The organism is Vallitalea maricola, assembly GCF_036985595.1.
Taxonomy (GTDB): domain Bacteria; phylum Bacillota; class Clostridia; order Lachnospirales; family Vallitaleaceae; genus Vallitalea; species Vallitalea maricola.
Genome location: NZ_BTPU01000004.1, coordinates 1 through 25,220 on the forward strand (window position 1 = coordinate 1; position 25,220 = coordinate 25,220).

The window sequence follows — 25,220 nt, forward strand, 5'->3', positions numbered from 1 at the left end:
TTTTATGGTCATCCATAAAAAACACCACCTTCATATGTCTATAGTATATGTCAATGAACTTAAAAAAATAGTCATATCTTAAAAAAAGTTAATAAAAAATGCAGTTCTATTTTATTATAATTATTAAACATTAAAAAAATATTTCAAATGATAAAAGTATTATCATAATAATTGAATATTAAAATAGAAGATGATAATATAAAAACATACCCCTAAGTCTTCTAAAAATAATTATAATAGTAATCTTAAATATTATAATGTAATAAGTCTAATAACATACTAAAATGACCCCAAGCTAACTATATCATGATTATATTATAACTATATGAAATAGTAATTTGACAAACACAATTAAATAATAAATTGAATATGATTATTATATAGATTCATATAACAATCTATATAAATATTATATAAAACATGAATAGAGGCGCGAAGGAGAGGGTAATCTTTAATTGTTAAGGAGAAGAACCTCTAATATTAAAGATGAATGGTTCCTTTGCCGAAAGAGTATGTTGGTTCTTAAATATATTCTTGGTGATAATACTAATACATTATCACTGCCATAAGGGATGATTAGATATCCTGAGTTTTATGGAGAGCTATTTATGTATTGAAAATAAGATTTCATTACATAAATAGCTTTTATTAACGAAAAGCATTGAAATCTTATTTTCAGTGCTTTTCTTGCGTTATGTGACTGGATTTAGGGTGAAAAATTGATAAAAGGGAGTTGATAAAGAACTTTTTAAAGTTATTACTTAGGAATACCTTAGGTTTGGGAGAAAGGAGTTAGGTAGATGAAATCATTAATAAGAGTAAGAATGAGTTGTCATGACGCTCATTATGGGGGAAATCTAGTTGATGGAGCTAAGATTTTACAACTTTTTGGTGATGTAGCAACAGAATTATTGATTAAAAACGATGGGGACGAAGGATTATTCAAAGCATATGACAATATTGAATTCATAGCTCCTGTATATGCTGGTGATTACATAGAATGCGAAGGACAGATCACTGGGTTTGGAAACACTTCAAGGAAAATGGTATTTGAAGCAAGGAAAGTTATAAGACAAAGACCAGATATAAATGATTCAGCAGCTGAGGTTATGGAAGAGTCTGTTGTAGTATGTAAGGCAAGTGGAACATGTGTAGTTCCTAAGGACAAACAAAGAAAGTAGGGAAGTAGTTATGGAAAAATTAATAATTACAGCAGCTATTTGTGGAGCAGAAGTTACCAAGGAACATAATCCTACTGTACCTTACACAGTAGATGAAATTGTCAGTGAAGCCGAGAAAGCTTACACAGCTGGAGCAAGTATCATTCATCTACATGTAAGAGAAGATGATGGAACTCCTACACAAGATAAAAATAGATTCAAAGAATGCATAGATGGTATAAAAGAAAAATGTAAAGATGTAATCATTCAACCATCCACTGGTGGGGCAGTTGGAATGACAAATGAAGAGAGATTACAGCCAATATATCTTGGTCCAGAGATGGCAACACTTGATTGTGGAACATGTAATTTTGGTGGTGACGATATTTTTGTTAACACTGAAAACACAATAATAGAGTTTGCAGAAAAAATCTATGGTCTAGGTATAAAGCCTGAAATAGAGGTTTTTGACAAAGGTATGGTTGATATGGCACTTAGATTATACAAAAAAGGTATTCTAAAAGCGCCACTCCATTTTAACTTTGTATTAGGAGTTAATGGAGGAATAGCGGCAACACCTAGAGATTTAATATACTTAGTAGACAGTATTCCAGATGATGCAACTTATACAGTAACTGGTATAGGACGAAATGAATTTAATATGGCTACAATAAGTATTATTATGGGTGGACACGTCAGAGTAGGTTATGAAGATAATATTTACATGAAAAAAGGTGTGTTAGCAAATTCCAATGGAGAACTTGTGGAAAAAGCAGTGACGTTAGCAAAAGAACTTGGAAGAGAGATAGCAACTCCTGATGAAGCAAGAAAAATATTAGGTATAGGTTAAGAGTCAAATAAGGAGAAGGTTTATATAAATAATATTTTAAAAGAGGTGAAAAGGTGAATAAATTAGTTAGCAAAGATGATTTAAAGCCTTTGTTAAAAGATGGTTCAGTTATTATGGTGGGTGGATTTCTAGGATGTGGTACCCCAGAAAAAATTATAGATTTAATAATTGAAATGGGAATCAAAGACCTTACAATAATTGGCAACGATACTAGTTATGAAGATAAAGGGATAGGTAGGTTAATAGTTAATAGACAGGTTAAAAAAGTAATAACATCACATATTGGGACTAATCCTGTTACTGGAGAATTAATGAATAGTGGCGAATTAGAAGTAGAATTGTCACCACAAGGAACTCTTATAGAGAGAATAAGAGCAGGTGGATTTGGATTAGGTGGAGTTCTTACTCCTACAGGAGTCGGTACTTTAGTTGAAGAAGGTAAAGAAATTATAAAAGTTAAGGATAAGGATTATTTACTTGAAATGCCTCTAAGAGCTGATTTAGCAATTGTTCGAGGAAGTGTTGTTGATAAATTCGGCAATACAATTTATAAAGGAACTACAAGAAACTTTAATCCCATGATAGCTATGGCAGCTGATACTGTTATAGTAGAAGCCGAAGAATTAGTTGAGACAGGAGAGCTTGATAAAGAAAGTATTATAACACCAGGTGTTGTGGTTGACTACATTATTAACTAAGATGGGGGTGGATTTTTTGATAGATAAAAAGTTAGGAAAAGAAATAATTGCTAAGAGAGTAGCAAAAGAACTGAAGAGTGGTCAACTGGTTAATCTGGGGATTGGTCTTCCAACTAAAATAGCCAACTATATTCCAGAAGGTATAGAGGTAAGTTTTCAATCAGAAAACGGTATGACAGGTATGGGTAAACTATCTCCAGAGGAAAGTGAAAACAAAGATATCATAAATGCTGGTGGAGGATACGTGAGTGTATTACCTGATGGAGCTTTTTTTGATACTAGTTTCTCATTTGGACTTATAAGAGGAGGACATGTGGATCTCACTGTTCTTGGAGCGCTTGAAGTTGATAAGATGGGTAATCTTGCAAGCTGGATTATACCAGGGAAATTGGTTCCAGGTATGGGCGGAGCTATGGACCTTGTTACAGGTGCCAAAAAAGTAATAATAGCTATGCTTCATACTGCAAAAGGTAAACCTAAGATATTAGATGAGTGCACATTACCGTTAACAGCAAAAGGAGTTATAGACCTTATAGTAACAGAACTTGGAGTAATGGAAGTAACTGACAAAGGAGTAGTGTTAAAAGAAATAAATAAAGATACAACAATAGAAGAAATAAAATCTTTAACAGCTTGTGAACTTATTATTGATGATAATTTACAAGTGATGGAAGTATAAGTAGTTAATAAGGTTTTTATGGGTTATTTATATAGTGATACAATGTTTTAGCTGATAACTTAGAGTAAAGGTTTTTATGAATATATTATTTTGAAAGGATTGATTAAATTATGAGAGGTTGCAAATACGGAACACACAGAGTTATAGAACCAAAAGGAGTATTACCACAAGCTGCACAGAAAATATCTAACGATATGAAAATATATGATAATGAAATGCTTATTGATATCCAAGCTCTTAACATAGATTCAGCAAGCTTCACTCAAATCAAAGATGTTTGTAATAAAGATAAAGAAAAAATGAAAGCTATGATAATGGAGATTGTTGGTAAAAGAGGTAAGATGCAGAATCCAGTAACTGGTTCTGGTGGTATGCTAATAGGTACAATAAAAGAAATGGGAAGTGACCTAAAAGACAGAGACTTGAAAGTTGGAGATAAAATAGCTTCATTGGTATCACTTACTCTTACTCCACTTAAGATTGATGAAATATTGGATATTAAGATGGACATTGACCGTGTAGAAGTGAAAGGTACTGCTATTTTATTTGAAAGCGGTATATATGCTAAGCTTCCTGATGATATGGAAGAAACATTAGCACTTGCAGCGCTTGATGTTGCAGGAGCACCAGCTCAAACTAGAAAACTAGTTAAAAAGGATCAAACAGTTCTTGTATTAGGAGCTAATGGAAAATCAGGTTTATTATGCTGTTACGAAGCAAGAAAACAAGTAGGCGAAAATGGTAAAGTAATTGGTATGGTTAGAAGTGAAAGCAAGAGAAAATTCTTGGAAGAAACAGGATTCTGTCATGATATCATCCTAGCTGATGCTACTAATCCTACAAAAGTATTAGAAGAAGTTATGAAAGTAACTGGTGGAAAAGAAATTGATGTTGCAATAAACTGCGTTAATATCCCAAATACTGAGATGTCAACAATACTTCCTGTAAGAGAAGAAGGAATAGTATATTTCTTCTCAATGGCTACAAGCTTTACAAAAGCTGCACTTGGAGCAGAAGGTATTGGAAAAGACGTTAACATGATTATTGGAAATGGATATTCTAAGAATCATGCTGATATTACACTAGAAGATGTTAGAGAAAGTAAAACAATCAGAAATATCTTTGAAAAAATGTATTTAAACTAATTATAGGAAGGAAATTTTTGTGGGGTGTAAAATGGAAAAGAGCAGAAGGTATGAATATTATAGTAATGTTAGTGATAGCGATTGGAATGATTGGAAGTGGCAGATAAAAAATAGGATAAGAAATGTTGAAGAGCTAAAAAAATACTTACCACTTAATGAATCTGAAGAAGAAGGAATCAAAAAATGCTTGCAATCACTAAGGATGGCCATTACACCATACTACTTATCCCTTATTGATAAGAATGATGAAAATGACCCTATCAGAAAACAAGCTGTACCTAATAGCTTAGAATTACACACATCAACAGTTGACTTCATTGACCCCCTATCAGAAGATGCACACTCACCTGTGCCCGGGTTGGTTCATCGATATCCTGATAGAGTGTTGTTTTTAGTAACTGATCAATGTTCTATGTATTGTAGACACTGCACTCGTAGAAGATTTGCAGGACATACAGATAAAGAACTGCCAATGAATAGAATAAATACCGCCATAGAATATATTGCTAATACACCAGTTGTTAGAGATGTATTGTTATCTGGTGGAGATGCCCTATTATTATCAGATGACAAACTAGAATCTATAATAAAGAAATTACGAGAAATCCCTCATGTAGAGATAATCAGAATAGGTACTAGGACACCTGTTGTGTTGCCTCAGAGAATAACAGATAATCTTGTAGGTATGTTAAAGAAATATCATCCAATATATATTAATACACATTTCAACCATCCTAATGAGATTACGAAAGAATCAAAAGAGGCATGTGAAAAATTAGCAGATGCAGGAATTCCACTTGGTAATCAATCAGTTTTGCTTAAGGGTGTAAATGATTGTGTATTCGTAATGAGAAAATTGGTAAATGAATTGGTTAAGATAAGAGTAAAACCATATTATTTATATCAATGTGATCTTACAGTCGGCATAGAACATTTTAGGACTTCTGTAGCAAAAGGTATTGAAATCATTGAAGGGCTACGTGGACATACATCTGGACTTTGTGTACCTACTTTTGTTGTTGATGCACCTGGTGGAGGCGGAAAGATACCAGTAATGCCTAATTACCTTATTTCACAGGGGCATAATAAGATTGTTCTTAGAAACTTTGAAGGAGTTATAACAACTTATAAAGAACCAAACCATTATGAACCAGCATGTAATTGTGAGGTATGCAGACATGAAAAAGAAACCCATATGGTTGGAGTTGCAGAATTATTATCTAATAATGAAAAATCATTGATAGAGCCAGAAGGTCTGGAAAGAAAAATGAGAGGGTATGGACACCTTGAAGAAACTACTGCAAAGGTTAACTGAATATAACAGCATATCAATTATTGGTATGGATAAAAATGTTGGAAAGACAACTACATTAAATTTCATAATAAACAAGGCTAGGGGTAGTTATACCCTTGGCCTTACCTCCATTGGAAGAGATGGAGAAGAAAAAGATATGGTTACAGGTACTAACAAGCCAAAAATATACATTAGTAAAAATACTTATGTAGCAACAGCCAAGAAATGTCTCTTGACAAGTGACGTAACTATGGAGATTGTTGATACTACTGGTATTGACACACCAATGGGAGAAATTATAATCATTAAGTCGTTAAGTGATGGTTATATAGAATTAGCTGGACCTTCGGTAAATAACTACATGAAAGATATTTGCATCAAGCTGAAAGATTATGGATGTGACTATGTATTATGTGATGGTGCCGTTTCAAGAAAAACATTTGCATCACCAACGATTACTGATGGAACCATATTATGTACTGGTGCATCTTTGAGCAATGATATAAACAAAGTGGTATATGAAACTGTACACACAGTAAATTTATTATCTATCAAAGAAAATGAAGATGTCAATTTATTGAATCTATTAAAGAAAAACCGTGATTACAAGGTATGTTTAGTTGATAAGGATTATGGTATAAGAAATCTTCCTATTCTAACAGCATTAGAAGCATCAGGAGATATCGTCAATAATATCAATGAACATACAAAATATATAGTTATCAAAGGAATTATATCGGATAGATTACTTCAGGGAATTATAGGAAGCACACAGTTATACAAACAAATAAAGATTATTATTGAAGATGGTACTAAGATGTTCGTTAGTAAAAAAGTGTATGATATATTTCTAAGAAGCGGTGGAACAATTGAGGCATTGAATAGGATAAATCTAATAGGAGTTACCGTTAATCCAATCTCACCATATGGTTATGAATTTGACAAAGATAGACTTAAGTCATTAATTAGTGGAGAAATCAATTTACCTGTCTATAATGTAATGGATGATGAAAAATATTAGGGAGGTGGTTATAATAAAATATTTGGATAATAAGATAAAAGAAGAGATTGGTTTTAACTATATATTGAATGAATTATCTATCAATACTCCCTATGGAATGGCTGTTAAGAAAAAAAACAGGGTCTATAGAAAAGAAGAATATAATTTACTCCGTAATGAACTAGACAATGTTGAAAAAATCATTGATAGTTTACACAGAAACAAAGAGGCATATAGTGAAATTGAAAGAACGATGATGGAGTTTAAGGATATAACTAATCTTATTAAAAGATATAACAGAAATTATATACTAGATGAAGTGGAATTGTTTGAAATCAAGAGTTTTGCAATAAATACACAAAAGTTGTTGAGTACATATAAGAATCTTGATCTTGATATAGATATAAAATTTCAATCTATGAAAAGTATTATTAAACTGTTGAATCCAGAGAATAAGACTTCCCATACTTTTTCTATATATAATGCTTATAGCATAGAACTAGAAGAGGTTAGAAATAAGAAGATAAAGTTAGAAAAACTTATATTCAAGGAAGAAAATCAAGAAAGAATAAAATTGCTGAAAAGTGAAAGATTGGATTTAGTAGTTGAGGAAGAGAAGTTAGAGAGCAGCATAAAGAAATGTTTGAGTGAAAAGATTTATGATTATATAGATGATATAAAGCATAATATTGATGCAATAGGAAGATTGGATATGCTTATTGCAAAAGGTAGGATTGCAATAAAATATTTGGCTGTAAAACCTAAGATACTGGAAGAAGTCAATATTTGTTTTAAGGATATGAAAAATCCAAAAGTGATAAATTATCTAAGAGAGAACAATAAAGATTATATACCTGTAAGTATTAGTTTAGAAAAAGGGGTTACTGTTATTACAGGAGCTAATATGGGAGGAAAGAGCGTTACAATAAAAACAATGGTTCTTAATCTATTATTGGCCCTAATGGGTTTTTATGTATTTGCAGCAGAAGCTGAAGTAGCTATGATGGACTTCGTATACTTGATATCAGATGATATGCAGTCAATAAGTAAAGGTCTTAGTTCTTTTGGCGCAGAGATTATCAAGATAAATGAAGCTATTAAAGATATTAAGACAGGTAATGGCTTCATAGGATTAGACGAATTCGCAAGAGTAACCAATCCAGGAGAAGGAGTCATTCTTTTAAGGGCTTTATGTAAATTCCTTAAAGATTATAATACGGTAAGTCTTATATCAACACATTATGATGGCATCATTGATAGAGATATGAAACATTATCAAGTTGTAGGACTTAAGAATGTTGATGAGATTAATTTAAGGAATAAAATAAATGTGGACAGAGAAGATTCAACTCGTATTATTCAAGACAAAATGGATTATAGGTTAGAGATTGTAGATGAGCATTGTGCTGTTCCAAAGGATGCCATTAAGGTGGCTAAGCTATTAGGACTTGATGAAAAAATATTAGACTATACAGAAGCAATGATAAAAAATTCTTAGTAATATTTATTTTAGAGAAGGTTGGTGGGTATGATGGAAAGTAAAATAAATCTTAACATGGAGTTAGTAGATGATTGCAGAAACGCAGCAAGAAACATTGCTACGGAAACACAGGAATTCATTGAAAGACATACAACTGTTTCTGTAGAAAGAACTGTATGTAGATTGTTAGGTATTGATGGTGTCAATGATTATATGGTTCCACTTCCTAATGTTGTAGTTGATAATATTAAAAAGGGAGAAGGATTATCCAGTGGTGCGGCTGTTTACATAGGTAATGCTATGCTCAAGTATTCTATGACACCACAAATGGTGGCAGAAAAAGTAGCAAATGAGGAACTTGATTTGCCCAAGATTCCAATGGGGGATATATTTGATATAAAATTAGAACTTGATAAGACGGCAAAAGAAACAGTAGCCAAGATAAGAAAGAATAGTAGTAGACGTGAAAAGCTACTAGAAGATTTTGGAGACAAGACAGAACCTTATCTATATGTCATAGTTGCTACAGGTAATATATATGAAGATATAACTCAAGCTGTAGCAGCAGCTAAGCAGGGAGCAGATATCATTGCTGTCATAAGAACAACAGGGCAGAGTCTTCTTGATTATGTTCCATATGGAATAACTACAGAAGGATTTGGAGGTACTTATGCTACACAAGAAAACTTTCGCTTAATGAGAGAGGCTCTAGATGAGGTTTCTATAGAACTAGGGAGATATATAAGATTATGTAATTATTGTTCAGGATTATGTATGCCTGAAATAGCGGCAATGGGAGCTATTGAAAGATTGGATGTAATGCTCAATGATGCCTTGTATGGAATACTTTTCAGGGATATCAATATGCAGAGAACAATGATAGACCAGCACTTTTCCAGAATCATAAATGGTTTTGCAGGTGTAATTATCAATACTGGTGAAGATAATTATTTAACTACTTCGGATGCAGTTGAAGAAGCACATACTGTTCTGGCTTCACAATTCATCAATGAGCAATTTGCTTTGCTTGCAGGGTTAAAAGAAGAATTAATGGGACTTGGTCATGCATTTGAAATGAATCCAGAATTGAAGGATGGTTTTTTGATGGAACTTGCTCAAGCCCAAATGGCAAGAGAGATTTTCCCAAAAGCTCCGTTGAAATATATGCCTCCAACAAAATTCATGACAGGTAATATTTTCAAAGGGCATGTTCAGAATACATTGTTTAATATGGTTTCAATTCTAACCAATCAAAAGATACATTTATTAGGTATGCTTACAGAAGCCATACATACGCCTTTTATGGCAGATAGAGCCTTATCAATAGAAAATGCCAGGTATATCTTTAACAACATGCATTCTCTTGGAGAGGAGATAACTTATAAAAAAGATGGCATTATTCAAAATAGAGCAAAAGAAGTTCTTGCAAAAACTAATGATCTGTTAGTTGAAATAGAAAAAGAAGGACTTTTCAAGACTCTTGAAAAAGGCATATTTGCTGGAGTTAAGAGACCTATAGATGGTGGTAAAGGATTAGATGGAGTAATAATGAAGGATAGAGAATATTATAATCCTTTCATTGAATTGATGTTAGATAAATAGATAGGAGGGGTATGTATGAGTGGTGGTTTATATTCTATGGAGAAAAGGGATTATGATACAACCCTTGATCTATGTAAGTTAGCTCCTTATGGAGATACAATGAATGATGGTAAGGTACAGTTAAGTTTTACATTACCAGTTGTTGATGATGAAAATGGAATGGAAGCAGCTAAGATTCTGGCTAAGAAAATGGGTATTACCGAGCCTTCAGTGGTTTGCCATAATGCTTTAGATAAAGAATTTACTTTTTATGTAGTATATGGTGGTGTAAGTCATAGAGTAGATTATACAAAAATTCATGTTGAGCGCATTGAAGTAAATACTATGGATATGAAAGAGATTAATAATTACATAAGAGAGCATATCAAAAGAAAAGTTGTAATAATTGGAGCTAGTACTGGTACAGATGCTCATACTGTAGGTATAGATGCAATTATGAATATGAAGGGTTATGCTGGGCATTATGGATTAGAGAGATATGATATGATTGATGCGTATAATCTTGGCAGTCAAGTACCTAATGAGGAGTTTATAAAAAAGGCTATAGAGTTGAAAGCTGATGTTCTTTTGGTTTCTCAGACAGTTACACAAAAGAATATACATATAGCTAATTTGACTAATCTTGTTGAATTACTGGAAGCTGAAGGGTTGAGAGATAAGATTATACTTGTATGTGGTGGACCAAGGATTACCCATGAATTGGCGAAGGAGATAGGTTTTGATGCAGGATTTGGACCAGGTAAGTATGCTGATGATGTGGCTTCTTTTGTGGTAACACAGATGAAGGAGAGGAATTAATGTTAGTTTAAAGTAGGTCAGAAAAAGTGTTTTGTTCGGACTTGGGTTCTGCAAAATAGTATATGTATATGTTACGCCAGCTACTTGCTCGTCCTGAGCTCAACAAATAAAACTGGACATCGAGTCCAGTTTTATTTCTGACAGTCCAGTAGGGCTGTCAGGTTAAATGCTGGGTTCGGCTTCCTGCCTCACTATTCCACATATACATATACTATTTTGCTCCTAGTGACCGTCAATTTAGTTACAAAACACTTTTTCTTCTATGTGCAATTATTGATTATTTAGCATATTTATAGTGTTCTAGTTCTATTATTATGTAGTTTAATTTAAAATTATATTGGTTTGAAGTTTTTACACGCTTCTACGTAAGCTAGTATATTTTCCCAGGGTACTTCGGGTTCTAATAAATGGGTTGGAGCACATATTAATCCTCCTTTTTTACCGGCTAGAGTTAGATTTTTGGTTACTTCTTCTTTGATTTCGGATGGTGTTCCGAATGGCATAGTGGTTTGAGTACCTATGGTTCCGTAGAAAGAGATTTTATCGTTGTATTTCTTGTGGATTTCATCAAAAGTCATACATTCTGGTTGAACTGGGTTAAGTACATCTACACCTACGTCAATAAGGTGTGGTATGAATGGTGTGATGAAACCGCAGCTGTGATAGAAGATTATTATATCAGGATTAATCTCTCTAACAGTATCTATAATCTTTTTTAATCTAGGTTTTAACCAAGTTACATACATATCTTCACTGAGCATTATGCTGTTTTGCATTCCTACATCGTCTCCGAAGAAGAGCATATCTGCACCTGCTTTGACGAATGATACTGCTCTTATAATAGATAATTTAGTAACGCGGTTAAGGATAAATGCTGCTTTTTCAGGATCGGCAATCATATCCATCATTAGTTGTTCCATACTTCGCATATACCATGATAGTTCCCAAACTGTACATTGCATGTTACCCATAGCTGCTAAGCCTTTTGCGTGATATTCATCGCATTGTGCTTTTTGATGTGCATGTTCAGCATTAGCGAAGTCAGGAAATGGATATGCTTCAAGTTCTTCCATGGTTGTCAAGTCTTTCATGGGATGACGCATATATGTCATATGCATAGCTGCTTCGCTACCTGGTTCATGAGCAACTCCCCATTCATCAATATAAGTCCCTTCTTTTAGTTGAAAGTTATAGTAAGAGCGGTATTTTTCAGTATCATGATTAATCAGTTTTCTGTCTTCGATACAACGCCAAGGCATATCAAAGTATTCTTGGTAAGATATATCAGATTTCGTTTTCTCTTTATATTTTTCTATCAAGGATGGACATAAGTCGAAAAAGACAGGAGCCTCTTCATAGCCTTGTCTTTTGATTAATGAGATTAAATTATCTTTTTTTGTCATTATTATACCTCCTTATATGTATAATATGGTATTATGGTTATAAGTATATATGGTATTATTGTTAGTAAGAATGATATAAATGGTACAAATAATGTAAAAAATGGTATTGAGGTGGTGGAGTGAATATTCCAAAGGAACTTTTTGTGACAGATACTTGTTATTATCATATTAATCAAAAATCTATTGAAGGAATAATATCATGTGGATTTTTAACTAAAAATGCTGAGAAGAAATTACATAACTTCATTTATTATGGGGGTTTTATTGTTCTAAGCGGCAAGGGAAAATATATCAGTGCAGATGGATGTGAGACTGAGTTGAGGCCAGGTTATTTTGTTCAGCGAAGACCTAATGTAAAACATACAACTGTTGTAGAAGGAACTGAACCCTGGTTGGAATTTTATATTTGTATGGGTCCTTCTATATATAGAACATTAGGAGATATCGGGATTCTTAATACGGTTGAGCCTGTGTTTAAGACTAAGCCTAGTCCTATGCTTATTAATCAATGTTGTAAGTTGTTAACCAGTTTCAAGGAAGCAAAGGAAAAGGACATGAAAGAATTATTTATAAAAGTTCAAAGTTTTTTGGTATTAATCAATTCTATCAATGAACAGTTATATATATTAAATGAAGAAGAGAGATGTATTGAAATGTTGTGCGATACATTAAGTCATGGATTCCATAGGAAGATAGATATAAAAGAAGAAGCTAAGAAATACAATATGAGTTATGAAAAGCTAAGAAAACTTTTTAAGCAGAGGATAGGAGTCTCTCCCCATAAATACTTTATAACAAAGCGTATTAATGAAGCTCAGAGTATGCTCCATGATCCTAATCTTACTATATCTGAAATAGCTGATATGTTAGGATTTTATGATTCATATTCTTTTTCAAACCAATTCAAGAAAATTGTTGGTGTGTCACCAAAGAATTTTAGAATGGGAATCTAGTTAAGTTTAAATGGTAAAATATTACAAAAATATTACATTATTAATAAAAGGTTGCAATTTACTAGATAATGGTATATAATAGTTATCGGTTAAGATATTAAAAGACGTAAAAATGTAAAAGAGAAAAAAGGAGGTTGTGTACAAATGTTAAATATAATAGTAATGAACAGAAAACAAACTTCATATTGTAATAATGTTATACACGACTTAGACCTTTTAAGAATTCATAGATAGTCATGAATTAATTATAGATAATAACAGCCATAGGTCATGTATAATGCTCTATGGTTTTTTTATGCATAAAATAGCTTTCAAAATAAGCCATAGGGTAGTACCTATGGCTTTTTCTATGTTTGTAACCTTTATAGGATTGCATATAATTCTTAGGATAAAGGAGGTTAAATAAATATGATGGTGATAAAATTATAACTAAAAATGTAGGCTAGAATTTTATGGGAGGATACTTATGAATAGAATAAACCGAACATTGGGATTAGATATGTAGATAAGGAACAATGTTGAAAAGTGTAGAATGAAATTATAATAAATCTAAGAATAACAGGAGTTGATATCATGAGTGACATATCAATAATACAAGATATAGATAATAGAAATAGTGCGGAATATAAGGACAGCATCAAGGAGGGAATAAGAATGTCAGTTATAAGTATGGCAATGAATATAGGAACTTTTAAAGTAAATTTGACTGTTAATAAAAGTGACGAACTAGTTAAGAAAAAAAGTAAAAATCATCAAACCAAAAAGAGAATAAAAGAAGCCATAAGGGAAAAAAATCAAAAGTTAGATGAATATTCAATGTGTAATTTTTTGATATAAGATAAAATACCCAATGAATATAATAAAAAATTAAAATAGGAACTAGAATATATAGCCTGTATGTAGGCATATATCTGGTTCCTATTTAATTAGAATGATATATTATAATAATTAGAAATATTATTTTGAAATAAAAGTTATTGTATTTTAATAACTATCGGTGCTACAATGTATAATATAAATAAATTGCTGGTAATTAGCGAAAAATGTTGATGAATTAGTAGTAAATGTTATTAAATGAAAGGATATCTGAATGAATAAGATTGTGCAATACATAAAAAAAACTCTAAGGAATATAAGTCTTAATCATAAATTTTCGGTAATTATAACTGTTTCTGTATTAATATGTGTTGGGGTAACATCAATATTTTCCTTTTATATTTTTGGGAAATATAACCAATTACTATATCATAACACATCTCATATTCTCGAAATGACTATTGTCAATATAGAAAACGATCTTAAACAAATTGAAAAAATAACAGATTCTATAATTGGTGATAGTGTTATTCAAACCCAAATGCCCATTATTCAAACAAAAGAAATGAATATTATGTACAGCGAGTCCATCGCTAATATCAACAAAACATTGAATGAATACTACTCAGATGAAAATATTATCTCCATGGCAATTTATACAGATAATCTACGTATCAATTGCGGTTGGAATTTCCTTGATGATAAACATGAAGTGATACAAAAGGCTATTTTAGAAGCTAAAAATGCTGGAGGTAAAACTGTATGGTTATCAAGTGGTAGAAGTGATTCAAGTGTTATATGTGCCAGAGATATAAGACAGGTGAAAAATCTTTCCTTAAATAGCATGGGAGTATTAGTTGTTCATGTTGACTTGCAAGACATTTTAGAGAAACAATTAGTATATTACCAAAAGCTTAACTATAACCCACTTATTAGCATTGTTTCAGAAGATGAGGTATTGTACAGTAACTTAGAGATAGATTTGAAGGTTAAGAGTAAGAGCTTGGATAATACTTACAGCATTATGAAAAACGGTAAGAGCGAGTATTTTGTTACAGAAACCCAAAATCTTTTCTTGCCATGGAAATATACAATGTATATTCCTTTTGATTCTATTGGAGGTTCAATAAAATCCCTTAGGTTAGTTATGACAGTTGTACTTGTCATTGTCATGATAGTGGCGTTTGGATTGAGTATTCAAATAGTATCTCAGATAATTAAACATTTTGATACGCTTGTTAATAAAATGCATACATTCAAAAAAGGGAATTTTACTATTGATTGTGAGTATGACTATACCAATCGGAATGATGAATTAGGGTTTGTTCATAGAAGTTTCGACGAAATGGTTAATGATATCAGGCAATTGGTTAATGATAATTATGTGAAACAATTATTAATAAAGGATGCTCATATAAAATCTTTACAGCAACAAATCAACCCTCACTTTTTGTTTAATATATTGCAGACTGTGAATTGGATGGCTAAAGCCAATAATCAAACGGAAATATCTATTATAGTTGAATCAGTGGGGAAAATGCTGAGATTTGCATTGGATGAACAAAATAATGTTGTAGTATTAGAAAAAGAATTGGAGAATACACAAAATTATATAGTGGTTCAAAAAATAAGGTATAAAGATAGACTGGAAACTGAAGTAGAAGTTTCAGAATTCTTATATAATCAAAAAATACCCAAAATGGCATTACAGGCTATTGTAGAAAATGCTATTAATCATGCCCTTGAAAATATGCTAGAGACTTGTATTATCAAGATTACTACAGAAGATACAGGTGATTCATTTAATTTGATAGTAGAAGACAATGGACCTGGAATTCAAGATAATATGCTGGAAAAGTTAGAAAATAAGACTGTAAAACCTTCAGGACTAGGTATTGGATTAACTAACATTCATAAACGAATACAATTATTATTTTCAGATGACTATGGTCTTGAACTTCATAATACAGGACATGGAACGAGAGTAATAATAAAATTACCAAAAGTATAGTTTCAAACATTAATAATACATTTTACAACTATAATAATTGAGAGATTTTCAATTATGAAATTCTTATAATTAGTAGATTACTGGGAGGATTATCATGTATAAACTATTATTAGTTGATGATGAAAGTATTGTAAGAGAGAGTATAAGTAAATTGATTAATTGGGAGAAATATAATATAACTCTTATTGGAAGTTGTTCTAATGCTATTGAAGCAATAAATATAGCAAAGAAAAACAAAATAGATATTATTATTACTGATATCAAAATGCCTGTAATGAATGGTATAGAACTTATTAAGAATATAAAAGCACTGGGTATTGATTGTGAGTTTATTATTTTATCAGGTTATAATGAATTTGAATTCGCAAAAAATGCCATGCAGGAGAACGTGAAGCATTATATTTTGAAGCCTTGTAGTGAAAAGGAGATAGAAGAAGCATTGTTGAAAACTATCTCAGATATAAATAGTAAAAGAATCATAGAAAAGAAAATGGAAGCACAACAATTTGTACAACATATCTTTTTGCAGCAATTCATAAACCTGGTATTACAGAATAAAGAACCAGATCTAGAAATGGAACATTGGCTTAATATATTATTCTCTGATTATGATAAATTATTTTGGGTCAGCTTCAATTGGGATGAGGATGTAAATAATCCAGAGGGTGTTTATGATAGTTTTTTAGAATTTGCTGATTCAACTTCATCTACAGTCATTTCATCAGTAATGAAAATAAATAATACTCTAGGCTGTTTCTACTTTTCTACAAACGATGAATTACCTTACAATGAACTTACATTTTTGCAGAAAAAACTTTTCGAGCAATTAGGCAGTATGCCTATTCTTAACAAGGTCATAAAATGTTCACCTAATGAGTTATGCGGTATTATCACTAAGATATACAAAAAATCATCATACTATCTAATAATTAATAGTGATGGTATAAGTCCATGTGATATAAAAGGAGCATATAATGATGTGGATATTGCTCATATTCAAGAGCAATTTGTGAAATACATTACACAAGGTGATAAGCAGAGTATCAACAATCATGTACAATCTTTATTCTACAAATATGATAGAAATTTTTCTGTTATGGTATGTACAAAATTATTAATTAAATATTCATCTGCAGGGTTGCTTGATACAAAGCATTTGACAAGTGTTTTGAATCAAGTATATGCAATAAATGACACAGATGAAGTAATAGTTATTCTGAACAATATTATATGTAGCTTGATTCGTCTAGATAATAAAGATGAAAATTTTGTAGATAAAATAACTAAATATATTAATGAACACTTAGATGATTCAAATCTTACTTTGAAGTGGTGTGCAAAGGAATTAGTTTTTCTTAATGAAGATTATATCAGTAGAGCATTCACTAAGCAGGTAGGTCAGAATTTTACATCTTACCTTAATCATAAACGCATTGAAAGAGCTAAGATTCTTATAAGTTTAATGAGTGAAGATGAGAAGATATATAAGGTTGCGGAGAAAATAGGGTTAGGACATAATCCACAATATTTTAGTAAGATATTTAAAAAAAATACAGGATATACACCAAAGGAATACAAAGAATTGTATAATTAATGTCGGATTTGTACACAAAACACCACATGTTTGTTTATTTATATAAATATTTATATCAGATATTATATATATATAGCAAGCAAGGGTGAATGAAATGTCTATTAATGATATGTGTAAGGATAGTAAAATAAAAGTTGATAATTGTGGTTAAGAGAACTTACGGTTGCGTTGATAAGGGAGAAATGCCTACTCCCATTTAGATATAAGAAGCCTTAACTACTATCAAATGTTTTGTCTATATCTCATATTAAACAAGAATTTACCCATGAGACATGGTAGATATCTATAAACATGATTCACCCTAGGAGATAAGTTGCTAATGATGGTATGAAAATATTAATTGATTAAAAACATGGAGGATCAGATAATGAAAAACAAGAAAAGCTGTTTATTAATACTATTATTAATAGTTAGTATGGTACTATCTGCATGTGGTACATCAAATAGCAAACCAAAGGATAACGAATCCGATAAGAATACGGTAACTCAAGATTCTGAAGCAATGACACCTTTGGGTAAATACCCTGAAATGGTAACTATAAACGTAGCGAAAACTATTGCAGCTAATCCTAATCTAGTTGATGGACAAACTCCAGAAGATAATATCTTACTAGACTGGATTCGTAATGAATTAAATGTTGATGTAAAAGTTGCATGGCAGGCAGAGGGAAGCGAGTATAATAATAAGCTTTCATTAAACATTGCAGCAGGAGCTTTACCTGATATGTTCATTATTCCTGCAGAAAACTATTTAACATTCAGACAAATGGTAGATAATGATCTATTAGCAGATTTAACTGATATATATGATAAATGTGCTGGTGAATATATGAAGAGTACATATGAGTCATACAATGGCAAAAACCTAGAGCCTTTAACTATTGATGGAAAATTAAGAGCTATCTCTAGTGCCAGCTTAGGTTATGGACATAACATTTTATGGTTACGTAAAGACTGGATGGACAAACTTGGGTTAGAAGAACCTAAAACAATCGAAGACCTAAAACATGTTTTAAAAGAGTTCATTGATAAAGACCCAGGAAACAATGGAGCCGGTAATACAGTTGGTTTAGCATTAAGTGCAGTAAAACCTGTTGGGGGATATGCTAACCAATATGGAGCTGAACCAATATTTCATAGTTTAGGAGCTTATCCAGCACAATGGATGCAAGATGAGAACGGAAAAATCTATTATGGTTCAACAGCACCTGAAGTAAAAGAAGGTTTAAAAGTTTTAAGAGAAATGTATAGTGATGGTTTGATTGATAAGCAATTCTTAACACGTCTTGGAACTGGTGAAACAGAAGCATTATTGACTTCTGGATTATCAGGAGCGTATTTTGGACCTTGGTGGTCAGTACCTGGTGATATAATAAAAACAGATCCAAATGCTGAATTTATTCCAGTAAATGCACCACTTGATGCTAATGGAAAATTCAATCACCTTAATCCATCACCAACAGGTGACTTATTAGCAATTAATAAGAACTTCAAGAATCCAGAAGCACTATTCAAGATTGTAAACTTATCATTTGATATGTATAGAGGATTTAACGTAGAAGGAAATAAAGCAATTCAACCACTTATTGATAAAGGTATCAGTAGAGTAGCTTTATTCCCAACAGGAAACTTTAATATTGATTATTATGATGTAGTACCTAAGTTAGGTAAATTAACTAAAGGTCTTATTGAAACTGGAGAATTACATGAAGATGAAACTACATCAGATTATGACAGAGCTCAAGCTCAATATGCAAAAGATTATGTAGATGGCGTTAATAAAGATAAAAATCATTTTAAAGCATATGAGAGAAGATATTTATCATCTAATATTTTAGATACACCAGAAAACAATCCAGTTGATGCAGCATACTGTTATACAACTGAATCATCTGCAAGATTAAAGCCTACACTTGACAAATTGGAAGATCAAATGTTCTTACAAATCATTATTGGTGAAAAACCACTTGATTATTTTGATGAATTCGTAGAACAATGGTACAAATTAGGTGGAGATGTATTAACTAAAGAAGTAGAGGATATCTTGAAATAATATATAGACAAAACATATTAATCGCCTATAGATTAGGCGGTTAATATTATAATAGGGTAGAAATTTAATGATTACGAAATTTATATAAATATCCTTGGTTGTCTATGATGGTGTATTAAATTATTAGGAGGAACATATTTTGAGAAGTAAGGTTAATCAATTATATTATCATGCTATGTTATTGCCAGGGATGATAGCATTAATTATTTTCAGCATCATTCCTATGGGTGGAATAATCATGGCTTTCCAAAACTTCCAACCTGCAAAAGGAATTTTACATTCTGATTTTATAGGATTGGACAATTTTAAACGTATATTATTATTGCCTGATGCAAAACAAATATTTTTTAATACAATAATAATTGCTGTAGCTAAAATACTTATAGGAATGATTGTTGCTGTTGCATTTGCTCTTCTATTGAATGAATGTAGAATATTACTATTTAAAAGAGCAGTACAAACTATTGTGTACTTACCTCATTTCTTGTCATGGGTAATATTGGCAGTTATGTTCAGTAACATTTTCTCATATACAGGAATAGTTAATCAAGTAGTAACATTTTTTGGCGGTGAGCCATCAATGTATCTGGTTAGTAATAAATGGTTCAGGTCCATTATGATTGGTGGAGATGTTTGGAAAAACTTTGGTTATAACGCAATCATCTATGTTGCAGCCATGACCAGTATTGATCCTACACTCTATGAAGCAGGAGATATTGATGGGGCGACTCGTTGGCAGAAAATCAAAAGTATAACAATACCAGGTATTTTACCTACTATTATCTTGATGACAACCCTTAACATGGGTAAGGTAATGAACGCTGGTTTTGAACAGATTTTCAACATGTATAGTCCTTTGGTATATGAAACTGGTGATATTATAGATACATATGTTTATAGAGTTGGTTTAGTAAATCTGCAATACAGTTTTGGTACAGCAGTAGGTTTATTAAAATCAGTAATCAGCTTTGTAATGTTGTTCGTATCATATAAATTGGCAGCTAAGTATTCGGATTATAGAATTTTCTAGGAGGAACAAAAATGAGAAAAAAAATTACAACCGCTGATATTATTATAGGTATCATCCTCATTTTATGTGCTTTTTCCTGTTTAATGCCTATACTTAATACTATTGCCATATCTTTTAGTGATAGAACCAGTGCAGCATTAGGAAAAGTATATTACCTGCCAGTTAATTTCACAATGGCAGCTTATGAGGCTATGATACATGAAAGTCAATTTATAGTATCATTCTTCAATTCAATATATAGAGTTTTATTAGGTGTGTCAATTAATATGTTGCTTTCAATATTGATGGCATATCCATTATCTAAGAGTACAAAAGCTTTTAAATACAAGAAAGTATATATGTGGATAATAATTGTTACCATGATGTTCAATGGTGGTTTAGTTCCTACATTCTTAGTTATTAAGAATCTAGGTCTAATGGATACAATATGGTCATTAGTTCTACCAACTGCTGTTCCAGTGTTTAATGTAATACTTCTTATGAACTTCTTCAAAGGTGTACCTAATTCATTGGAAGAAGCAGCTGAAGTGGATGGAGCTAATCCAATGCAGATTTTATGGAAAATCTTCGTACCTATTTCAAAACCAGCTTTGGCTACAATTGCATTGTTTGCTATAGTAGCTCATTGGAATGCATTCTTTGATGGTAAAATCTATATTAATTCTCCAGCAAAATTACCATTACAGACATATATTCAATCCTTGACAGTTGATTTGAATCCTGAAAGAATGGCTAACATGACGCCAGAACAGATTGAGCGACAAATGGCAATGTCTAGTTTAACCTTCAACTCAGCTAAAGTTATTGTTTCCATGGTACCTATACTACTGATATATCCATTCATACAAAAATATTTTGTAACTGGAATTGTTGTAGGAGCCGTTAAAGAATAACTATAGAAAGGAAGATTGACATGAAAATAGATTTACACGTACATGCTAAGGAACGTTCAGCTTGTAGTATAGCAAGTGAAAAAGAACATATAGAATCCGCAATTAGATTTGGATTAGATGGATTGGTTTTTACAGACCATAACAGGATTTCTTCAAAAGAACATATAGATGAATTAAACAAGAAATACAAGCCATTCAGGATATATAGTGGGATTGAAATCACTATAAAAGATAAAGGTGAAGATATCTTGGTTATTGGTATTAATGATAAGATATTGGAAGAGAAAGACTGGTCATATGAAGAACTATACAAATATGTAAAAGAAAATAATGGATTCATAGCATTAGCCCATCCATATAGATATAAAGACTATGTAAATGTAGACATAGAAAATTATATACCAGATGCTATAGAGATTCATTCAACCAATATAGGTAAAGATGATGAGCAAAACATCAAAAATCTGGCAAAAAGGTTGAATACTAGATTAATAAGTAATTCTGACGGACATGATTCCAAACATGTTGGTATTTATTATAATGATTTGGATTATACACCACAAGATGATGCTGAATTAGTTGAGATATTGAAAGCAGGTAAGTATACTTGCGCACCAAGTATCGTGAGAGTAAAGATATTCAATGAAAAAGTGAAAAAACAAGAAGAAATTATAAGAAAACTCATTAAAGAAGGTAAGGATAAAAAATATTATCAAGAAACTACAGGAAATTGGGAAGGTCAATTTGATAGAGTTGCAATGGGTAAATCTTATGAAATATAATTTATAAGCAGATATATAATTATATATTAATTAAAGTATTAAGAGCTTTTTATTAACCAGAGTACGTTAATAGAAAGCTCTATTTTGCATGTATAATTTAATAATAAATCTTAGCTTTTTGTTAAATATATTTAATTATTATGTTAAAGTTATTGTATTCTATTGAAAAACTAAGATAATTTTATTATCATATTATTTATAGATTATCAATAAATTTTAGGAAGAAGGATTTAATATGGATTCGAGAATGAAATGGTTAGCTGAGGATAAAATAGCTCATAGGGGCTATCATAATAGCAGATACCCAGAGAATTCTATGGGAGCTTTCAAGAGAGCCATAGATCATGGATTTTCAATTGAGTTAGATATACATATATTATTAGATGGAGAGATAGTTGTTTATCATGATGATAATTTAAAGAGAGTGACAGGTGTAGATAAGGATATAGAAAAATGTACATATGAAGAGATAAAAAATCTTAAGTTGTTAGATTCAAATGAAACTATTCCTTTATTTAAAGATGTATTAGATGAAGTAAATGGAAAAGTAGGCATTATGATAGAATTCAAAAATGGGGGTAAGGCTGGTTGTCTAGAAGAAAAAACTTATAAAATGCTTAAGAATTATAAAGGAAGATTTATAATACAATCTTTTAACCCTTTTTCAGTAGCGTGGTTTCATAAAAATGCACCAGAAATTATAAGAGGACAGCTTTCTGGTAATTTTAAAGATGATAATTTATCATTATTAGCTAAAATAATACTCAGAAATTGTTTGTTAAACTTCTTAAGTAAACCTGATTTTGTTAATTACGATATAAATTATTTGCATAAATTACCAATTAAAATTTTAAAACGTAGAGGCAAATTTATTTTTGGCTGGACAGCTAGAAATAAGACTGAATATGATAATGCTTTAAATAAATGTAAAAATGCTGTATTTGAAGATTTTAATCCTTGTGAGTAAACTGTTAGAATTTTTTTTGTTCACTAGATTAACATTGAATAACCAATCCAAGCTAGAATTATCTAGCTCTTTTTTTATCTTATAAAAATGTAACGAGGTATGCTTCTTATGTTCTGCTTTAATAAAGCGATAGAGTGCTAAATTAACAAAGAATTGTAAAAATCTAGATATGGTTAATTTTTCAAAATATGTTAAGCTATCAAGTTAATAATAGTTATTAATTTATAAAGTAATTTAATCTAAATAAGATATTGTTATATTTAAAATATTCTTGAAAATATTACCCTATCACCTCTTTATCATGGTAAAACTCTAACTTATAATAGAAATTTCAAAAAATATTGATTATATTCTTGGGATGGTTTACAATTTAATTAGACACTTTAAAAAGATTATTTACAAAGAGGAAAATACCATTTTGTAAATATAACGGCAAAATATTTCTAAAGAATATACTAAAAAATAAGTGGGGTGTTTTTATTGGATACTGTTTATGTTGACGGAAATAATTTAACATTAGAAGAAGTAATAAATGTTGCTAGGCACAACAAAAAGGTTGAGATTTCAAAAGAAGCAATAGAAAAGGTGAGTAAATCAAGGAAGTATGTTGATGAAATAGTTGACAAAGAAAAGATTGTATATGGAATCACAACTGGATTTGGTAAATTTAGTAATGTAGTTATCTCAAAAGATCAAGTGGAAAATCTCCAATCAAGTTTAATCAAAAGTCATGCTTGTGGTGTTGGGAATCATTTTCCTATTGAAACTGTCAGAGCAATTATGCTCCTTAGAGTTAATGCACTTACAAAAGGTTATTCAGGTATAAAGCTTACAACACTTAATACATTAGTAGAAATGATTAATAAGGGAGTTCATCCAGCTATTCCAGAAAAAGGTTCTCTTGGTTCAAGTGGCGATTTGGCACCTTTAGCCCATATGGTATTAGTTATGTTAGGAGAAGGCGAAGCGTACTATAAAGGCGAGTTGCTAAGTGGTAAAGAGGCTATGAATCAAGCTGGTATCGAGCCAATTAGTCTAAGTGCAAAAGAAGGTCTAGCATTAATTAATGGAACTCAAGTACTTACGGCAGTAGGTGCACTAGCTACATATGATGCAATAAAACTTGCAAAACTGTCAGATGTATCAGCTTCTCTTACTTTTGAAGCCTTAAGAGGTATTACAGATGTTTTTGATGAAAAAGTACATCTATTAAGAAATCATATAGGTCAAATGAAATGTTCCAAAAACATGTTGAAAATATTGGAAGGCAGTAATCTTACAACAAGACAAGGGGAAATAAAAGTACAGGACCCTTACTCTTTACGATGTGTTCCTCAGATACATGGAGCAAGTAAGGATGCAATAAATTATGTACTTGATAAGGTTAATAAAGAAATAAATGCAGCAACTGACAATCCATTAATATTCCCAGATGAAGATGAAGTCATATCATGCGGTAATTTTCATGGTCAGCCTATGGCATTAGCCTTTGATTTTCTTGGTATTGCACTTGCTGAACTAGCTAATTCAGCTGAAAGAAGAATAGAAAGATTAGTTAATCCTAATCTAAGCGGCTTGCCAGGATTTTTAACAGAGCATGGCGGACTTAATTCAGGTTTTATGATAGCTCAATATACAGCGGCTTCACTGGTTTCTGAAAATAAAGTGTTAGCTCATCCTGCAAGTGTTGATTCTATACCATCCTCAGCTAATCAAGAAGATCATGTAAGTATGGGATCTATAGCTGCTAGAAAGGCAAGAGATATACTCTATAACACTACAAGAGTTATTGCTATTGAGCTATTAGCGGCTTCACAAGCATTAGAATTTAGGGAAGGTAAAACATTAGGAAAAGGTACAAAAGTAGCATATGAATTAGTTAGAACAGAAGTAGATAAATTGATGGAAGATAGAATCATGTATGTGGACATTGAAAAAATTATTACTTTAGTTACAAGCAATAAAATGATTGATGAAGTAGAAGTTAGTATAGGAGAATTGCTGTAGACATA

21 protein-coding genes and 1 riboswitch are annotated in these 25,220 nt (G+C 31.4%); of the genes, 20 read left to right on the forward strand and 1 reads right to left on the reverse strand.

Annotated features, from left to right (window positions below):
- Nucleotides 1-417 precede the first annotated feature (417 nt).
- Nucleotides 418-613: riboswitch (Lysine riboswitch) on the forward strand.
- Nucleotides 614-800: 187 nt separating this feature from the next.
- The 10 genes from kal to kamE all read left to right on the forward strand — a co-directional run bounded on the left by kal (nt 801) and on the right by kamE (nt 10,706).
- Nucleotides 801-1,181, forward strand: coding sequence for a 3-aminobutyryl-CoA ammonia lyase (kal, locus tag AACQ14_RS01160; RefSeq protein WP_113675963.1), 381 nt, complete (start codon nt 801-803; stop codon nt 1,179-1,181).
- Between the two features lie 10 nt (nt 1,182-1,191).
- On the forward strand, nt 1,192-2,010 hold the full coding sequence (kce, locus tag AACQ14_RS01165; protein WP_339361733.1) for a 3-keto-5-aminohexanoate cleavage enzyme: 819 nt from the start codon (nt 1,192-1,194) through the stop codon (nt 2,008-2,010).
- 53 nt (nt 2,011-2,063) lie between these two features.
- Nucleotides 2,064-2,708: a 3-oxoacid CoA-transferase subunit A gene (locus AACQ14_RS01170; protein ID WP_339361734.1), complete on the forward strand. Its 645-nt coding sequence runs from the start codon at nt 2,064-2,066 to the stop codon at nt 2,706-2,708.
- Nucleotides 2,709-2,724: 16 nt separating this feature from the next.
- Nucleotides 2,725-3,387 (forward strand): 3-oxoacid CoA-transferase subunit B, encoded by a 663-nt coding sequence (locus tag AACQ14_RS01175; RefSeq protein WP_339361735.1) that lies wholly within the window; start codon nt 2,725-2,727, stop codon nt 3,385-3,387.
- Between the two features lie 110 nt (nt 3,388-3,497).
- Nucleotides 3,498-4,532: an L-erythro-3,5-diaminohexanoate dehydrogenase gene (gene kdd / locus AACQ14_RS01180; protein ID WP_339361736.1), complete on the forward strand. Its 1,035-nt coding sequence runs from the start codon at nt 3,498-3,500 to the stop codon at nt 4,530-4,532.
- 31 nt (nt 4,533-4,563) lie between these two features.
- The gene (gene kamA / locus AACQ14_RS01185) at nt 4,564-5,847 is read left to right on the forward strand and encodes a lysine 2,3-aminomutase (protein ID WP_339361737.1); all 1,284 of its coding nucleotides are present in this window, start codon (nt 4,564-4,566) and stop codon (nt 5,845-5,847) included.
- Nucleotides 5,819-6,847 (forward strand): lysine 5,6-aminomutase reactivase subunit KamB, encoded by a 1,029-nt coding sequence (kamB, locus tag AACQ14_RS01190; RefSeq protein WP_339361738.1) that lies wholly within the window; start codon nt 5,819-5,821, stop codon nt 6,845-6,847. The genes kamA and kamB overlap by 29 nt, the downstream gene beginning before the upstream one ends.
- Nucleotides 6,834-8,324, forward strand: coding sequence for a lysine 5,6-aminomutase reactivase ATPase KamC (gene kamC, locus AACQ14_RS01195; RefSeq protein ID WP_339361739.1), 1,491 nt, complete (start codon nt 6,834-6,836; stop codon nt 8,322-8,324). Before kamB ends, kamC begins: the two co-directional genes overlap by 14 nt.
- A 33-nt stretch (nt 8,325-8,357) precedes the next feature.
- On the forward strand, nt 8,358-9,908 hold the full coding sequence (gene kamD, locus AACQ14_RS01200; RefSeq protein ID WP_339361740.1) for a lysine 5,6-aminomutase subunit alpha: 1,551 nt from the start codon (nt 8,358-8,360) through the stop codon (nt 9,906-9,908).
- Nucleotides 9,909-9,923: 15 nt separating this feature from the next.
- Nucleotides 9,924-10,706 carry a lysine 5,6-aminomutase subunit beta gene (kamE, locus tag AACQ14_RS01205; protein WP_339361741.1) on the forward strand — a complete coding sequence of 261 codons (783 nt, stop codon included), beginning with the start codon at nt 9,924-9,926 and terminating at the stop codon, nt 10,704-10,706.
- A 332-nt stretch (nt 10,707-11,038) separates the two neighbouring features.
- Here kamE and AACQ14_RS01210 read toward each other — a convergent pair whose 3' ends face one another.
- Nucleotides 11,039-12,109 carry a uroporphyrinogen decarboxylase family protein gene (locus tag AACQ14_RS01210; RefSeq protein ID WP_339361742.1) on the reverse strand — a complete coding sequence of 357 codons (1,071 nt, stop codon included), beginning with the start codon at nt 12,107-12,109 and terminating at the stop codon, nt 11,039-11,041.
- Between the two features lie 119 nt (nt 12,110-12,228).
- On the opposite strand from AACQ14_RS01210, the gene AACQ14_RS01215 reads away from it, so the two are divergent.
- From AACQ14_RS01215 to hutH, 10 genes are all read left to right on the forward strand, one after another.
- Nucleotides 12,229-13,062 (forward strand): AraC family transcriptional regulator, encoded by an 834-nt coding sequence (locus AACQ14_RS01215; RefSeq protein ID WP_339361743.1) that lies wholly within the window; start codon nt 12,229-12,231, stop codon nt 13,060-13,062.
- Between the two features lie 573 nt (nt 13,063-13,635).
- Nucleotides 13,636-13,899, forward strand: a complete 264-nt coding sequence (locus tag AACQ14_RS01220; RefSeq protein WP_339361744.1) for a hypothetical protein — start codon at nt 13,636-13,638, stop codon at nt 13,897-13,899.
- Between the two features lie 253 nt (nt 13,900-14,152).
- Nucleotides 14,153-15,889 (forward strand): sensor histidine kinase, encoded by a 1,737-nt coding sequence (locus tag AACQ14_RS01225; RefSeq protein ID WP_339361745.1) that lies wholly within the window; start codon nt 14,153-14,155, stop codon nt 15,887-15,889.
- 94 nt (nt 15,890-15,983) lie between these two features.
- Nucleotides 15,984-17,483: a response regulator transcription factor gene (locus AACQ14_RS01230; protein ID WP_339361746.1), complete on the forward strand. Its 1,500-nt coding sequence runs from the start codon at nt 15,984-15,986 to the stop codon at nt 17,481-17,483.
- Nucleotides 17,484-17,850: 367 nt separating this feature from the next.
- Entirely contained in the window at nt 17,851-19,536 is a 1,686-nt protein-coding gene (locus AACQ14_RS01235) for an extracellular solute-binding protein (protein WP_339361747.1), read from the forward strand.
- A gap of 139 nt (nt 19,537-19,675) precedes the next feature.
- Nucleotides 19,676-20,566 (forward strand): ABC transporter permease, encoded by an 891-nt coding sequence (locus tag AACQ14_RS01240; RefSeq protein WP_339361748.1) that lies wholly within the window; start codon nt 19,676-19,678, stop codon nt 20,564-20,566.
- A gap of 11 nt (nt 20,567-20,577) precedes the next feature.
- Complete coding sequence (locus AACQ14_RS01245; RefSeq protein WP_339361749.1) at nt 20,578-21,459, forward strand: carbohydrate ABC transporter permease; 882 nt, start codon at nt 20,578-20,580, stop codon at nt 21,457-21,459.
- Between the two features lie 20 nt (nt 21,460-21,479).
- On the forward strand, nt 21,480-22,241 hold the full coding sequence (locus AACQ14_RS01250; protein ID WP_339361750.1) for a PHP domain-containing protein: 762 nt from the start codon (nt 21,480-21,482) through the stop codon (nt 22,239-22,241).
- A gap of 235 nt (nt 22,242-22,476) precedes the next feature.
- Complete coding sequence (locus AACQ14_RS01255) at nt 22,477-23,208, forward strand: glycerophosphodiester phosphodiesterase family protein (protein WP_339361751.1); 732 nt, start codon at nt 22,477-22,479, stop codon at nt 23,206-23,208.
- A 480-nt stretch (nt 23,209-23,688) separates the two neighbouring features.
- Nucleotides 23,689-25,215: a histidine ammonia-lyase gene (gene hutH, locus AACQ14_RS01260; protein WP_339361752.1), complete on the forward strand. Its 1,527-nt coding sequence runs from the start codon at nt 23,689-23,691 to the stop codon at nt 25,213-25,215.
- Nucleotides 25,216-25,220: the final 5 nt, after the last annotated feature.